We start from the raw sequence: 13,368 nt of genomic DNA, 5'->3' as shown, positions 1-13,368 counted from the left end.
ATCTCCTTTTTTGAATATTTTGCTTTATTTGTAATAAATTCCAGGAATCTGCAGATTCAATTTTGTACCGTATAAGTATAACATAACAAAGTATTATTTTAAATCATAAGTAAAAAAATAATATTATTAAAATTCTTATCAATTTTATGAACTTTCTATTAAAAAAACATCTCTATAAATACTCCCTATATTATATTTTCATTTTTATTGTTTCCCAATAATACAAATATATATAGTACTTTACATCTAATTTATACTCTATTAGACAAAAAATTGTAATATTTTCATTTACAGCAAACTCATATCCATTTTTTCATGTATAATAGATATATAATTAAACTAGAGGAGGATTATTATGGAAAATTTACGGTTAGATGATTTTACAAAGTATAATTTTTTATCAGGATTAAAATATTCTCCTGATGGAAGAAAATTAGCCTTTGTTCTCCATGAAATGGATATAGAAGAAAACAAGTATCTGTCCAATATCTATATCTATAATATGGAAAGAGACAAGTCTTATAAATTGACTTCTGGAAATGCCGAAAGTAGCTTCCTATTTAAAGATGAAAATACCATACTCTTCCCTGCCTTAAGGAGTAAAAAAGATAAATCCCGTAGAGAAAAAGAGGAAGATTTAACCTGTTATTATGAAATATCCTTACTAGGTGGGGAAGCCAACAAAGTATTTGAAATTCCCTTAAATGTAAATAAAATAGAAATGTTAGACGAGAACAATTTTATTTTAACCGCATTATATGATAATAACAAACCAAAACTGGAAGGACTATCTGAAGAAGAAAAGGAAAAGGTTCTTAAAGAAATGGAAGAGGAAAAGGATTATCAGATACTAGATGAAATTCCCTTCTGGTCTAATGGACAGGGATTTACCAATAAGAAAAGGAATCGATTATACCTTTATAATATAGATGAAAAAAAGCTTACTCCAATTACCGATGAATTTACCAATGTAGAGAGCTTTAAATTGAATCAAGACAAATCAAAAGTAATTCTCATCGCCAATTCCTTCATAGATAAAATGCATATTAAATCAGACCTTTATATTTACCATGTAGAGGAAAATATTTTAGATAAAATCACCCACGATGACCCTTTCTACTACTCCTATGCAGATTTTTTAGAAGATGAAATAATATTTACAGGTTCCCATATGGAAAACTATGGCCTTAACGAAAATGATTATATTTACATTATGGATGATAAGGGTAATGCTAAGGTCATCTCCCCTAAGGATTTCGATTATAGCCTTTGGAATTCGGTAGGTGCAGATATTAGATATGGAAGTAATGCTACCATAAAAGCAGATGGAAAGTATCTCTATTTTACCACTACTGAATATAATAGTTCCTACATAAATAGAATTGATAGAACAGGAAATATTGAAAAAATGACAATAGAAAAGGGGTCTATTGATGGATTTGATGTACTAGATGGAAAGATTGTTTTTATAGGTTTAAGAAGATTAAAACTCCAGGAATTATACAGACTGGATAACTATAAAGAAGAACAATTGACCTACTTTAATCAATGGGTTATAGAGGAAAGGAAAACATCCACTCCTGAAAGACTGACCTTTGAAACGGAAGAGGGAATAACCATTGAAGGTTGGGTGTTAAAACCTGTTGATTTTGATGAAAATAAAAAATACCCTGGCATATTAAATATTCATGGAGGGCCTAAGACCGTCTATGGTGAAGTATTCTTCCATGAAATGCAGTATTGGGCGAATGAAGGCTATGTAGTATTCTTCTGTAATCCAAGAGGTAGCGATGGTAGAGGAGATGAATTCGCCGATATAAGAGGTAAATATGGAACTATAGATTATAAGGATATAATGAAATTTACAGATATTGTGTTGGAAAATTACCCCTTTATAGATGAAGATAGGCTAGGAGTAACAGGTGGGTCCTATGGTGGTTTTATGACTAACTGGATAATAGGCCATACCAATAGATTTAAAGCAGCTGCCTCTCAAAGAAGTATATCTAACTGGGTTTCAAAATTTGGTACCACAGATATTGGATACTTTTTTGTCGATGACCAACAAGGAGCCACTCCTTGGGAAGATGTGGACAAACTATGGTTCCATTCCCCATTAAAATATGCTCATAAAGTAATGACTCCTACCCTATTCATCCATTCAGAAGAAGATTATCGCTGTTGGATGGCTGAAGCAATACAGATGTTCACCGCATTAAAATACCATGGTGTAGAATCAAGGCTTTGCATATTTAAAGGAGAAAATCATGAATTAAGTAGATCTGGTAAACCAAAACATAGGATTAGAAGACTAAAAGAAATTACTGACTGGTTTAATAGATATTTAAAACAATAGAGGGGCTCCACCCCTCTATTTTACCTTCAGGTACTACATGAAGCATAGAAACTGATTAAATCTACGCCTATCTGCCTTTCTTCTTCCGTTAATTCTTCCGAGTTAAGTATCATATCCAAATCGGTAAATATATTTTCACCAGACCTATCATATACCTTCATATCGTGAAGGCCTAAAGCAATATCCTCAGTTTTTTCTGGAACCTTAGACAAGGCTTTCAAAAATCTAACCTTATCCTTTAAATAGTTGTTTGCAATACTTTCTACGAATTTATAATATTCTTCTCCAACGAATTCGTCAATTAGATTGATTAGAATAACCAGTTCCTCTTCCTTTAAAAATTCTTGATGGGAGAGCCATTCCAACAAGTCTAATACACTACCTTCTCCGTAAATATATTCTAGCCTATTAAAATCTAATTTAGGTAATAGTTTAATAACCCCTTCTCCGCTATTATGGTTTTCATTGGAATAGATTATATCCATTACCAATTCTTCCTCTGTAGGTTCATATTTTATGGATAGGTTTTCTTCTCCTTCTCCATTTATCTTTCTATATCCAATATTATTGTCACTATCCCAATATTCAGGCCAATAATCTACATATTCATCAGCCTCCAATAATGGTTCTACAGTTTTGCTATTTACATAATAGATGGCTAAATCTACAGTCCCCTTTAATTCTCCCTTTACAGCTCTTTTTTTATTATTCTCTACCCCAATTAACAATTTACTAGAATCAGGAGACCAAATTACCTTTCCTATAGTAGGTATACTAGCTAGCTTTTCAAAGTTTTCCATTGAAACTAGATAAGTAGTCTTTACTATATCAGTAGCTTTATTTACTATGAAGTATTTACCATTATTAGACCAGTCTATTCCATAAAGTTCTCCAGTAATTCCTTCTATATTCTGTACTTTCCCGTCTTTAGAGTTAACAATTTTTAATCTATTTTCTCCCCCTTTATCTTCTTCAATATAAACAGTATGATTCCCAAATTCTTGGTACTCAATTATATTATCTCTTTCGTCTATATCAGCATCCATTGAATCATTTGGATATACTAAGAATAATGAAAGGCCTAGTAAAATCACCACTATCACTAACCTTATCCAACCCCTCATCTACTTTCCCCCTAATCTCTCTATTATAATAATTATATTGAGTAAGAATAATAATATTTGTAGATGTATTAATTATATATTATAATATGGTATTATACCAATAGATACCCAAAATAATTAATATTCTTAAGGCGGGATTAATATTGAATATAAAGGATAAATTAAAAAAACACGAAAACAAAAGATGGTACCATTTTTTAGATGAACTTGTTTGCGGAATCAAAGAAGATGAGGTAACAGCTGTAGGTGCCCAACTTACCTATTATTTAATATTGTCTATTTTTCCTTTTTTGATCTTCTTTCTCAATATATTAAGATATACTTCTATTACCCAAGAAAATGTATTGGATAATTTGCTGATTATGTTGCCCTTAGAAACCCAAATATTATTCAAAAATATTGTAAAGGAAATAGTTATATCCAGTTCCGATACCCTTTTATCCTTAGGTATTATATTAACCCTTTGGACTGGTTCTCTAGGGATAACGGCTATAATTAGAGCCATTAACAAGGCCTATAATGTGAAGAAAAAAAGGCCTTATTGGAGATTGAAAGGTCTAGCAATTATATTTACCATTGCCCTAGCCCTTTTAATGATAATTGTATTGGCTATGTTGGTCTTTGGTGAGATTATAGGAAATAATCTATTTGGGCTTATAGGAGCAACTAATTTATTTTACCATTTGTGGGAACTAATGAGGATTATAATCCCGTTTATATCCATGATCATAATATTTGCCCTATTATATAAACTAAGCCCTACTCCAGAAGAAGGACTTAATTTAAAGCTTAGCCATACCTTGCCAGGAGCAGTCTTTACTACCACTGGATGGATCATAGCCTCTATGGTCTTTTCCTATTATGTAAATAATTTTGGTAAGTATTCCAAAACCTATGGCAGTTTAGGGGGAATAATAGTATTGTTAATCTGGCTTTACATAACTAGCATCATGATAGTATTAGGTGGAGAAATAAATGGGGCCTATGCTACTATTATAAATAATACGAGAGTAGAAGACTGTAAAAAGGATGGTGAGAAATAGGTGCGTGCATAAAAAATCTTATATTAACTAAAGATAAAGAAGGCGATTGCTAAATACATATAGTTTAATAAGGTGAAATTGGAGTGAACCATAATTTGGATAATAGCAAATTAATCTATTTCATATCTAATAGATGTTCTCAAACTATAGGTGGGGTACAGACCATAATGAGATTAATCGAAAAGTCTATGCCAGAACAAAAATTTATAGAAATCCCTCTTTTATATAGCAAAAAGGATATAAAGTTAGACAAATTGCCCAATGTAGAAATCTATAGTATAGCTTTAAATAAAAGTGAAAAACTAAAGCGCTATTTCAATATATTTAAACCAAATAATATGCAAATTGGAGAAGAAATCATTTTGCCAAATTCAATAATAATCGTATTTGGTGTTCAGAAATTGATTTTTCTACCTAAAAAGGATTTGAAGAAGAATGAAATAATAATATTCCAATCTAATAGGCCGGATATTACATTTGGAACCATAGATAGTAATAAGGTACCTTTTATCCTAGAGGATAGGATTAAATATATTGATAAATTCCTATTCTATACAGAAGAAGATAAAAAGGAAATTATAAAAATCCTTGACAATTCAAAAGTTAAATATAATTTTAAATCCTATATTGTCCCTAACCCTTCTAAAACCTCTAGAAATCAAATATGTAAATATACCAATAATGTAATGTATATGGGCAGGTTTGACCTAATACAAAAAAATATTAAGGAATATATAAAGCTAGCAGATAAAATATATCCAAAATATAGAATAAATGCCTATGGAAACGGTATTGGCAAAGTTTTATTAGAACTTTCTAAAGTAAAGGTAGAGGGTGTTATCAAAGATATAAGCCAAGTGGCTCATAAAAATAGCATATTATTATTACTTTCCAATTATGAAGGCTTCGGCAATGTCCTAGTAGAAGCCTATTCCGTTGGAATGCCAGTAATCGTATATGATTCTTACCCAGCAGCCAAGTCCATTGTAGTCCCTGGTGCTGGGAAATTAATTCCCTATGGGGATATAGAAGGGGTAGAAATAGCAATTAAAGAAATATTAAAAGATGAAGACACCTTTAAATCCTATTCTAATAAAGCTTTTGAGGAATCGGAAAAATATATAAAAGAGGATATAGTAAAGAAGTATATTGAACTCATATGGGATAAAATATAATATGTCCAGCATATAAAGCCAATATAACTTTGTTGGATAGATATTAATTTCAAAAAAATACAGCCTTAGATCCATATCCTATTGTTTTTTTCTACTTCTTGTTTTTTTCTACTTAAATTTTACTGCTGTTCCGTATACTATAACCTCAGCAGCTCCTTGCATAATTGCAGCTGAGGAATATCGAATACTTACCACTGCATCAGCTCCTAATTCCTCGGCTTCTTCCACCATTCTTTTAGTAGCAAGAGCTCTAGCTTCATCCATCATTTCATTATAAGCTTTTAGTTCTCCTCCTACAATATGTTTTAATCCTTGGGTTATATCCCTTCCAATATGTTTAGTTTGAATAGTGCTTCCCTTTACTAAACCAAGCATTTCTAATTCTTTTCCAGTTATATAATCAGTATTTACTAAGATCATCCTCATCTCCACTCCTTATCTCCTTAATTCTCTCAACTAACACAAAGATACTAGTCCCTATTAGGAATACTGGAATAATTATTCCAATTACCTTCACCCAAAAGGGTGCATTAATATAAGACCAACCCCATATGAAAAGTGACAGATATATTATTAATAGAATTGTAATTACTATAGGTGCAATCATCTTTTTAACCTTCATATAATATGTCTCCCTATCCATATAATAGAAAAAATTCTTCAATTTTATTATATCATTAATAGTATATGAATTGGTAGTGAAGATATATTATATTTTTAGGAATTTGATGGGTAATAGTATTATAATTAAAATAGAGAACAATGATTTTAAGAATAAAATATAAACTTAGGAGATGGAGCATATGGAAAGAATAAAGAAATTCATAAAGATGAATATGGATGCATATTTGTTCAAAGGTGTTGTCATCGGTATTAGTGGTGGGATTGATTCTGCTGTAGTAGGGAAACTTCTAGTGGATTCTATAGGCAAGGATAAAGTCTACGGACTAATATTGCCTGAAAGGGATACAGATTCCAATACAATAGATGATGCAAAACTGGTCTGTTGTTTTCTAGATATTGAATACCAAGTAATAGATATCACTGGAATATTACGAAAACTAGGTGTCTATTCTTTAAAGCCTCCTGCCTTCCCTTTCCCAAAAGCAATCCAAAAAGTCTATTCTAAAAACATATGGAGAAAAGAAAATAACCCCTTTATCCAAGATTTAACCACCCAAGGTGATGAAAAATTCCTTGAAGCCTTAGCTTATTATCGAACTAAACCAAGAATAAGGTCTGCTGTACTATATTTCGAAGCAGAAAAAAGAAACTATGCTGTAGCAGGTTGCACTAACAAAACAGAATATGTTACAGGATTCTATACTAAATGGGGAGATGAAGTATGCGATATTGAACCAATACGCCATCTATATAAAACAGAAGTGTTTCAGTTGGCTAAGGAGTTAAATATTCCCAAAAAAATAATAGATAAAGAACCAAGTCCAGATATAGCTCCAGGTATTACAGACGAATTCGCTATAGGAATGGACTATGCGGAACTGGATAGGATACTTATGAAGATTGAAGGAGGAAAAGATTTATCTTTGGAAAATGAGGAGAATGTAAAAAAGTTAAGGAAATGCTGGAATTTAGTAAATTTAGGGAAGCAAAACAATTACATCTACCATAGATACTTTTCATAGCCTTCCTTTTCCATGTCCTCCTTTTAATTAACCTTAATACAACGCTATTGATACAATACCTTAGCCCACCTTTATCCTTTGGTCCCTGGGGGAAAACATGACCTTGGGGTTAATTTTTGCTTTAATTCTTCTTTATTAGGTTTTTCATATTTTGACATAGAATCACCTCATAAATTTGGTATATATAGTATATCCTATTTGTCCCCTTATATTAAGAAGGATGTGGCTCTCATTATTTCAAAATAATCCTCCGTTTCAAATAATATGCTCTTTGGTGAAATTTGAATGGCCCCCGGATAGAAGGAATACCTATAGGCATTTCCGTGGTAATTATACCTTATCTCCAGACTGAATTTTTTTGGCAATTCCACTTTATTTCTACTTAAATCTCCTTTAAGAGCTTTTTCCATCCCTTCCCTGATAAGCTTTATGGCTTTGTTAGGATGAAGGCTCTTTGTTGCAGCTCCTCTTCCCTCACTTACAGCCACTGTAACTATGTTTTCATTAAATTTCTTAGCCTCTTCACAAATTCCCTTATCTCCACTTATAAAAGCAACGGGAACCTCTAATAAGGCTGCCAGATAGGCATGTAGAAGAAACTCACTTAAATATTCACCATTTAATTTTATGTAGTCGATTACAGAGCTATTCATGGTATGGGCTAATGGATTTTCATTTGAACCACCATAGGAATGGTATCCTACAAAGGCCAGAGCATTAAAACTTTCGTCTATATCCTGTACCATCTTATAGGGATGGCCACTCCATCCTCTGATCAAAGTAGCGTTTTCCGGTAATTTAGTATGATCGATATTTCGACCGCTACCATGGCCGTCTCTCACTAAAATCTCTTCAGCCCCAGCCTTATTAGCACCTTCACAGGCAGCTGCTACCTCCTTGGTCATCTGCTCTGCATAATATGGATAATAGGCAGAAGATTTTCTTGCCTCTTCCCAGACAGTTATTCCGGCTACCCCTTCAATATCCGTACTAATATAAACTTTCATATCTACCACCTCCTTATTTTGTTCGACGCTCTATAAACTTAAATAAAAATTGAGGACTCCAATCCTATTTGGTACAATGTTTTTGCCAAAAAACAAATACCTCCCAGAAAGGATGAAGTCCTCATGTAAAAAATTATACCAGTTAAATATCCAAAATGCAATAATAAAGATGCTTTTTATCGTTATGGCAAAGATAAAGATGGTTATCAAAACTACCTTTGCCGTAAATGTAACCACTAATTTGCTCCATTTTTCAATAATCTCTCTTTGGAACTTATACCAATGTTAAATTTTAATTCTGATGAATAGCATGCTGACGAAACAGTTATAAAAATTAGTGGTCAAAAATATTATATTTGGTTTATCATAGATTCAGAAACCTGCTTTGTCTTAGGTTTTCATTTATCACCTCATAGAGATTCTAGCCAATAAATCAGGGATAATATTATTCAATTCAGAACCATCATCCTTATATGGATTAACCGCTTCCACCATCATCTCATAATCCTTTATTACATTGTTCTCTAAGAAATTGATTAAACTGATAGTATTATTTACCAATCGGTTTACAGCTTCCGCTATTCCTTGGGTTACGGATTGAAACTCTCTACGGTTTGATTGAACTTTCAGCTCATTTCCTTATTTCATCTGCTACAACAGCAAAGCCTTTGCCTATCTATCCTGCCCTTGCCACTTCTATAGCTCCATTTAAAGCCAGTAGGCCAGTTTGCTCCGATATTTCCAGTATGGCGTCGAATAATATCTTTATCTTTACTACCCCTTAGGAAGATTTAATGGCTTCCTCCATTTCTTCCCTCGTATGGCCATAGGTTTCCATTGTATTATCCTTGGATTCGGTAAACTATTTACTCAATACATCCGCCCTTTCGCTTATTTCCTTAGCTGTAAAGGCACCTTCCTCTATCTTCTCTGTAAAATCTAATACAGCTTTGTTTATCTCTTTGAAGATTCATTTATGGATATGGCAGATGCAGATATTTCTTCCATACCAGCCGATAATTCTTCTGTGGTAGCAGATGTACCTTTAGCTTGTTTTATTAGGAAATCTAACTCCCTAATGATATTTTCATATATCTAGTGATTAATTTGGATGGTGTTTTCCATCTCCTTCATAAATACCTTTAGATTACCTATTGTATTCTTAAAGGAATTATACATTTGACCTAACTCATCTTTCCTCTTCAGTTCCTTCTCGTCAATGGTCTTAGATAGGTCTAAATTGGCTATGTCTCCAAAAATTTGTACAGTTCGAGCTATTGGCTTAGTAATGGAATTGAAGATATATAAGGTTATTGATATGAATATAACCAATATTATAATTCTAACTATTAGGAGGTCCATTATGAACTCAACTACAACTCCTATGGCATGATGGGCAGATATGGCAGTTCCTACCTTCCAATTAGATTCTAATATATCGGCAAAGAAGAAAAGCCTATCTACACCGTCATAATCCTTAACCACTTCTACTGTAATATGTTCTTTTATGGTTTTATAATCTTCTTCCTTATAGGCTATAACAGCAATATTGACTAAGTTCCCCTTATCGCCAGTTCTAATATGTGCAATATCCTTTAGTTTCATCATATCACCTCGTATTCTATTATAGGTTTAATATCATCTTTAGGTATAATAATGGGTGAAATACCTAAATTAGGCTTAACCGAGGTAGTAATGTCCCTAGAACCGGCTGGTCCGTTTGTATACATGAAATCTATTTCACGAATGCTTCATCTACTATTTTTTTATTACTGCCTTTTACTAATAGCCTCAATCTTATTTCTGAAAATTGCTGTCCAATAATTTTAGAAGATATCTTATCTCAATATAAGGAGCTATAATATTTGCATGGTCTGGCAATTTAATCTTTTCTACAACCAGATTTTCTTGCTGGTTTTCATTATCCTTCACTAGTCCTAAAGAAAGTGAAGCTATTATAATTAGAAGTATAACCGCCACTATTTTAAACCTATTTTTCATTTTTTACATCCTCATCTTGGGCAGATATCCTCATATATTGAAAATTCTCCCAATTTAATGTTATCATTTTAGTACGGTTTTTTCAATGGATAGGCCATTATTAAAAAACCCTCCTTAGGGCCTTATAGTCTGATATCTATATTCCTCCAAAATATGAAATAATTTCAGAATTAATTTTGATATAAAAAAGAAACTAGGGTCTGCTTTAATTACCCTAGTTTCTCAAATTAATAGTTACTCTATCTTAATATCCAGTTTTGGAGGCAATATAATATGTGTTTCAAGCATTTTCTTGGTTAGAAATGACACTATAAAGCTTATTTCTGGTGCTATAGGAATTAAAAGTTCTTTTATATTATCTGTTACCTCTTTATCGCTGAGCTTCGTTACCAACTTATTGTCTATTATATGTTCTATTTCTATTGTAAATAATGATTCAGGTACTATAGTAATTTTAGTATTTGCTTTTATGGACAAGCTATCTGAAGCACTATGAATAATCTCAGCTTTTGTTTTTTGTGAAATTTCAACAATACCATCTTTAGGTAATCCGTTAATTTTTTCAGCACTTACTTTATTTAATCTTACATTTCTGGCCCTTATTCTTTCATTAATATTTACTTTTCCCATGGATTTTAACCGTCCTTTCACCATTATAAATTTCAAGAATTATCAATCCATTTTACACTAATTAGATTTTACGTTGATTAAATCAAGCGCCATCATATCAACAGAATTTTGCAAACCATCATCCCATTGTTTCAACATTAGGTTTTCTATAGTAGATTGATTAATATCAAAATTAAAATATAATTTGTTTTTCCCAAACTCATTTCCCAATCCTAATGCAATATAGGTTACTATTAGTTGATTTATACTACAACCTTCCTTTATAGATTGTTCAGATAACATCTTATGCAATGATTTAGGTAATCTTAGAGATAATTTACCACTAAATTCATCTTCAGGTTTATGTTCTTCAGGCATAGGAATAGGTCTACCTAATTCTAGTGCCGTTTCTATCCAAGCCTTAATTGCATCTTGTACATTTTCCAACGCTTCTTCTTGTGTTTCTCTCTCACTCATACAACCGGGTAATTTTGGTACAGTAACTAAATGCCCTCCACCATCATCAATGGTAAAAATATTACTTTCCAACCATTCTTTTAATCTTATTATCAATAAATTTAATTCATTAATGTTCCTTGCATATTGATTCCATTCTTTATATTACATAAAAGGTTCTATAAAAAAAGCAGGGTTTCCCCTGCTAAATAATCCTTCTCATTCCTTCATTATATCCAAAAATTTTTCATGCATAATTTTATTTCTAACATTTCTGAAGTATTCCATATCCATATAAAAATCCATGGTTTTAGATTCATATAATACCTTTGTTAATAAATCTTTCATATAGACAATTTCACCATATTTAATTACTTGGAATTGTAATACTATATCTACCTTATTTAATATGACTAAATCTATATCTTCCCTATCAAAAATTCCTACTAATTCATCTAATATTTCCAGTTTTATAAAAGCCTCTGGCTCTCCTTCTAGATATACTGCAATATCTAAATCGCTATTTTCATTGTTTTTATTCGTTGCATAGGAACCGAATATATACATCAGTTCAATATTATATTTTTTAACTAGTCTATCTATATGGTTCTTTAAGATTTTTTTAACTTCTTCAATATTTTTTTGCATTTTTCTCACCTAGATATAATTTTCTTTTAACCACTTATTGATGTAATTTATATATTTTAAAAAATCATCTAATTTATTTTCCAGAATTTCTAATATTATATCCTCATCTACTTCAGCATAATCATGCACCAGTATATTTCTAAAACCAGCCATTTTTGATAATTCTTCAGCAAACTTTTTTGGAATTACATCAATTTTAGATAATTTTAATATTGTCTTCCTATAGGTTGGAGGTTTTTCTATATCAGTTGAAGAAATAATAATATTCGCACTATCTATTACAAGTTCTATTAAAATTTGTAAGCCCCTTTCAATGCCCCAATATCGAATGATATCATCTTTTATATTATCTTTTGAAATTTCCTGTGAAACTTGTTTTAGAAAAATCAAATTCTTTTCCATTTCCCTTAACTTTTCATTGATTAGACTAATTATATCCTTAGTCATAGAGTTAGCCTCCTAAATTGTTATCTTTAAGTATATGTTATCATATATGGAATGATTTTAGAATTAGTTTTGATATATAAAGAAACTAGGGTTTGTTTTGATTCGCCCTAGTTTCGGAAATTATAGTTGCTCCATCATTTTTGTATTTGTTTCTAACATTTTTAACAAATCTATAGATTGGTCTCTGGCAGTAGTCATTGCCATTTTCATAACGGAGATACTAGCCTGTAATTGTACCTTCATTTCATTAAGGCTTATGGACAATGCTGGTATGTCCATTGGATTAGCTCCTTTCTATATTTAATAGTAGGCGTTTGCGAAACGCCATAACCCGCATAAATACGGGATATTTTTTTCATAAAATAATATAACTCCTCACCGATTTATGGTAAAATTGAAGTGTCAAGCAACAAATCTACCAAAACCCGAAAGGAGTTATATAGATATGATACCACATAAACAGCTTTCTTTGGCAGACATTTATTCAGATTGCAAAACTTTTTTTGAATCTGATAAACCTAAGTTTCTTTCATTACTTGAAAATAACATTAATCTTGATGAGTTTATTCCTATTTCTTTTTACCATCACTTTTATGCTTCTACTGGAAGACCTCGTGAATACAAGCTTCATTCAATGCTATGGGCTTTAATTATTCAAAGGATTTTTTCTATCCCTACTGATACCCTCTTAATTACTTTTCTTAAGTATTCAAGTGAATTAAGAGAATTTTGTGGGTTTGAAAAAGTTCCTGATGGTTCTAAATTTACCCGTTTCAAACAAGATTTTTTATTAGACTTACAAGCTGTATTCGATAACCTTGTCGATATTACTGAGCCTATTTGTCAACAAATCGAT

At 31.5% G+C, this 13,368-nt stretch carries 18 protein-coding genes and 1 pseudogene; 7 read left to right on the top strand and 12 right to left on the bottom strand.

Going from position 1 to position 13,368, the window contains the following annotated elements; all coding sequences use genetic code 11:
* Positions 1-355: 355 nt before the first annotated feature.
* Positions 356-2,356 carry a S9 family peptidase gene (locus tag CUL_RS0106210; RefSeq protein WP_025640846.1) on the top strand — a complete coding sequence of 667 codons (2,001 nt, stop codon included), beginning with the start codon at positions 356-358 and terminating at the stop codon, positions 2,354-2,356.
* A 26-nt stretch (positions 2,357-2,382) separates the two neighbouring features.
* On the opposite strand, the gene CUL_RS0106205 is transcribed toward CUL_RS0106210, so the two are convergent.
* Complete coding sequence (locus CUL_RS0106205) at positions 2,383-3,480, bottom strand: hypothetical protein (protein WP_025640845.1); 1,098 nt, start codon at positions 3,478-3,480, stop codon at positions 2,383-2,385.
* A 143-nt stretch (positions 3,481-3,623) separates the two neighbouring features.
* Between CUL_RS0106205 and CUL_RS0106200 the strand changes: the two genes are divergently transcribed.
* Positions 3,624-4,523: a YihY/virulence factor BrkB family protein gene (locus CUL_RS0106200; RefSeq protein WP_025640844.1), complete on the top strand. Its 900-nt coding sequence runs from the start codon at positions 3,624-3,626 to the stop codon at positions 4,521-4,523.
* Between the two features lie 83 nt (positions 4,524-4,606).
* Positions 4,607-5,698: a glycosyltransferase gene (locus CUL_RS0106195; protein WP_025640843.1), complete on the top strand. Its 1,092-nt coding sequence runs from the start codon at positions 4,607-4,609 to the stop codon at positions 5,696-5,698.
* Positions 5,699-5,806: 108 nt separating this feature from the next.
* On the opposite strand, the gene CUL_RS0106190 is transcribed toward CUL_RS0106195, so the two are convergent.
* Both CUL_RS0106190 and CUL_RS0106185 read right to left on the bottom strand, forming a co-directional pair.
* The gene (locus CUL_RS0106190) at positions 5,807-6,118 is read right to left on the bottom strand and encodes a YbjQ family protein (RefSeq protein WP_025640842.1); all 312 of its coding nucleotides are present in this window, start codon (positions 6,116-6,118) and stop codon (positions 5,807-5,809) included.
* Positions 6,099-6,320 (bottom strand): hypothetical protein, encoded by a 222-nt coding sequence (locus tag CUL_RS0106185; RefSeq protein WP_025640841.1) that lies wholly within the window; start codon positions 6,318-6,320, stop codon positions 6,099-6,101. The genes CUL_RS0106190 and CUL_RS0106185 overlap by 20 nt, the downstream gene beginning before the upstream one ends.
* A 181-nt stretch (positions 6,321-6,501) precedes the next feature.
* Between CUL_RS0106185 and nadE the strand changes: the two genes are divergently transcribed.
* On the top strand, positions 6,502-7,344 hold the full coding sequence (gene nadE, locus CUL_RS0106180) for an NAD(+) synthase (RefSeq protein WP_201767851.1): 843 nt from the start codon (positions 6,502-6,504) through the stop codon (positions 7,342-7,344).
* A gap of 206 nt (positions 7,345-7,550) precedes the next feature.
* On the opposite strand, the gene CUL_RS0106170 is transcribed toward nadE, so the two are convergent.
* The gene (locus tag CUL_RS0106170; RefSeq protein ID WP_025640839.1) at positions 7,551-8,351 is read right to left on the bottom strand and encodes a M55 family metallopeptidase; all 801 of its coding nucleotides are present in this window, start codon (positions 8,349-8,351) and stop codon (positions 7,551-7,553) included.
* A 132-nt stretch (positions 8,352-8,483) separates the two neighbouring features.
* Between CUL_RS0106170 and CUL_RS18635 the strand changes: the two are divergent.
* Positions 8,484-8,780 (top strand): annotated as a pseudogene (locus CUL_RS18635) (DDE-type integrase/transposase/recombinase); the annotation flags it as partial.
* Here CUL_RS18635 and CUL_RS18865 read toward each other — a convergent pair.
* Complete coding sequence (locus CUL_RS18865; protein WP_157752625.1) at positions 8,757-8,912, bottom strand: hypothetical protein; 156 nt, start codon at positions 8,910-8,912, stop codon at positions 8,757-8,759. The pseudogene CUL_RS18635 and the gene CUL_RS18865 overlap by 24 nt on opposite strands.
* A gap of 415 nt (positions 8,913-9,327) precedes the next feature.
* Here CUL_RS18865 and CUL_RS19890 point away from each other — a divergent pair, with 415 nt between their 5' ends.
* A complete protein-coding gene (locus tag CUL_RS19890) occupies positions 9,328-9,450 on the top strand; it encodes a hypothetical protein (protein ID WP_269077316.1) in 123 nt (40 codons plus the stop codon).
* On the opposite strand, the gene CUL_RS17945 is transcribed toward CUL_RS19890, so the two are convergent.
* The 7 genes from CUL_RS17945 to CUL_RS18350 form a co-directional block, all read right to left on the bottom strand.
* Positions 9,447-9,956, bottom strand: a complete 510-nt coding sequence (locus tag CUL_RS17945; protein WP_025640838.1) for an AtuA-related protein — start codon at positions 9,954-9,956, stop codon at positions 9,447-9,449. The two genes, CUL_RS19890 and CUL_RS17945, sit on opposite strands and share 4 nt — an antisense overlap.
* 192 nt (positions 9,957-10,148) lie before the next feature.
* Positions 10,149-10,352, bottom strand: coding sequence for a hypothetical protein (locus tag CUL_RS0106145; RefSeq protein ID WP_025640837.1), 204 nt, complete (start codon positions 10,350-10,352; stop codon positions 10,149-10,151).
* Positions 10,353-10,586: 234 nt separating this feature from the next.
* On the bottom strand, positions 10,587-10,982 hold the full coding sequence (locus CUL_RS0106140) for a hypothetical protein (RefSeq protein WP_025640836.1): 396 nt from the start codon (positions 10,980-10,982) through the stop codon (positions 10,587-10,589).
* A gap of 57 nt (positions 10,983-11,039) precedes the next feature.
* Positions 11,040-11,534, bottom strand: coding sequence for a type II toxin-antitoxin system HicB family antitoxin (locus CUL_RS16805; RefSeq protein WP_025640835.1), 495 nt, complete (start codon positions 11,532-11,534; stop codon positions 11,040-11,042).
* 102 nt (positions 11,535-11,636) lie between these two features.
* Positions 11,637-12,065, bottom strand: coding sequence for a type VII toxin-antitoxin system MntA family adenylyltransferase antitoxin (mntA, locus tag CUL_RS0106130; protein ID WP_025640834.1), 429 nt, complete (start codon positions 12,063-12,065; stop codon positions 11,637-11,639).
* A gap of 9 nt (positions 12,066-12,074) precedes the next feature.
* Positions 12,075-12,512 carry a type VII toxin-antitoxin system HepT family RNase toxin gene (gene hepT / locus CUL_RS0106125; protein WP_025640833.1) on the bottom strand — a complete coding sequence of 146 codons (438 nt, stop codon included), beginning with the start codon at positions 12,510-12,512 and terminating at the stop codon, positions 12,075-12,077.
* 120 nt (positions 12,513-12,632) lie between these two features.
* Positions 12,633-12,791 carry a YjfB family protein gene (locus CUL_RS18350; protein WP_081722776.1) on the bottom strand — a complete coding sequence of 53 codons (159 nt, stop codon included), beginning with the start codon at positions 12,789-12,791 and terminating at the stop codon, positions 12,633-12,635.
* Positions 12,792-12,957: 166 nt separating this feature from the next.
* Between CUL_RS18350 and CUL_RS16800 the strand changes: the two genes are divergently transcribed.
* Positions 12,958-13,368, top strand: a 411-nt coding sequence (locus tag CUL_RS16800; protein ID WP_025640832.1) for a transposase, incomplete at its 3' end; no start/stop codon positions are given.

It is taken from the genome of [Clostridium] ultunense DSM 10521 (genome assembly GCF_000511955.1).
Taxonomy (GTDB): domain Bacteria; phylum Bacillota; class Clostridia; order Tissierellales; family Tepidimicrobiaceae; genus Schnuerera; species Schnuerera ultunensis.
Note: the sequence above shows the minus strand (reverse complement) of the source record. Positions and strands in the feature narration are given on the sequence as shown.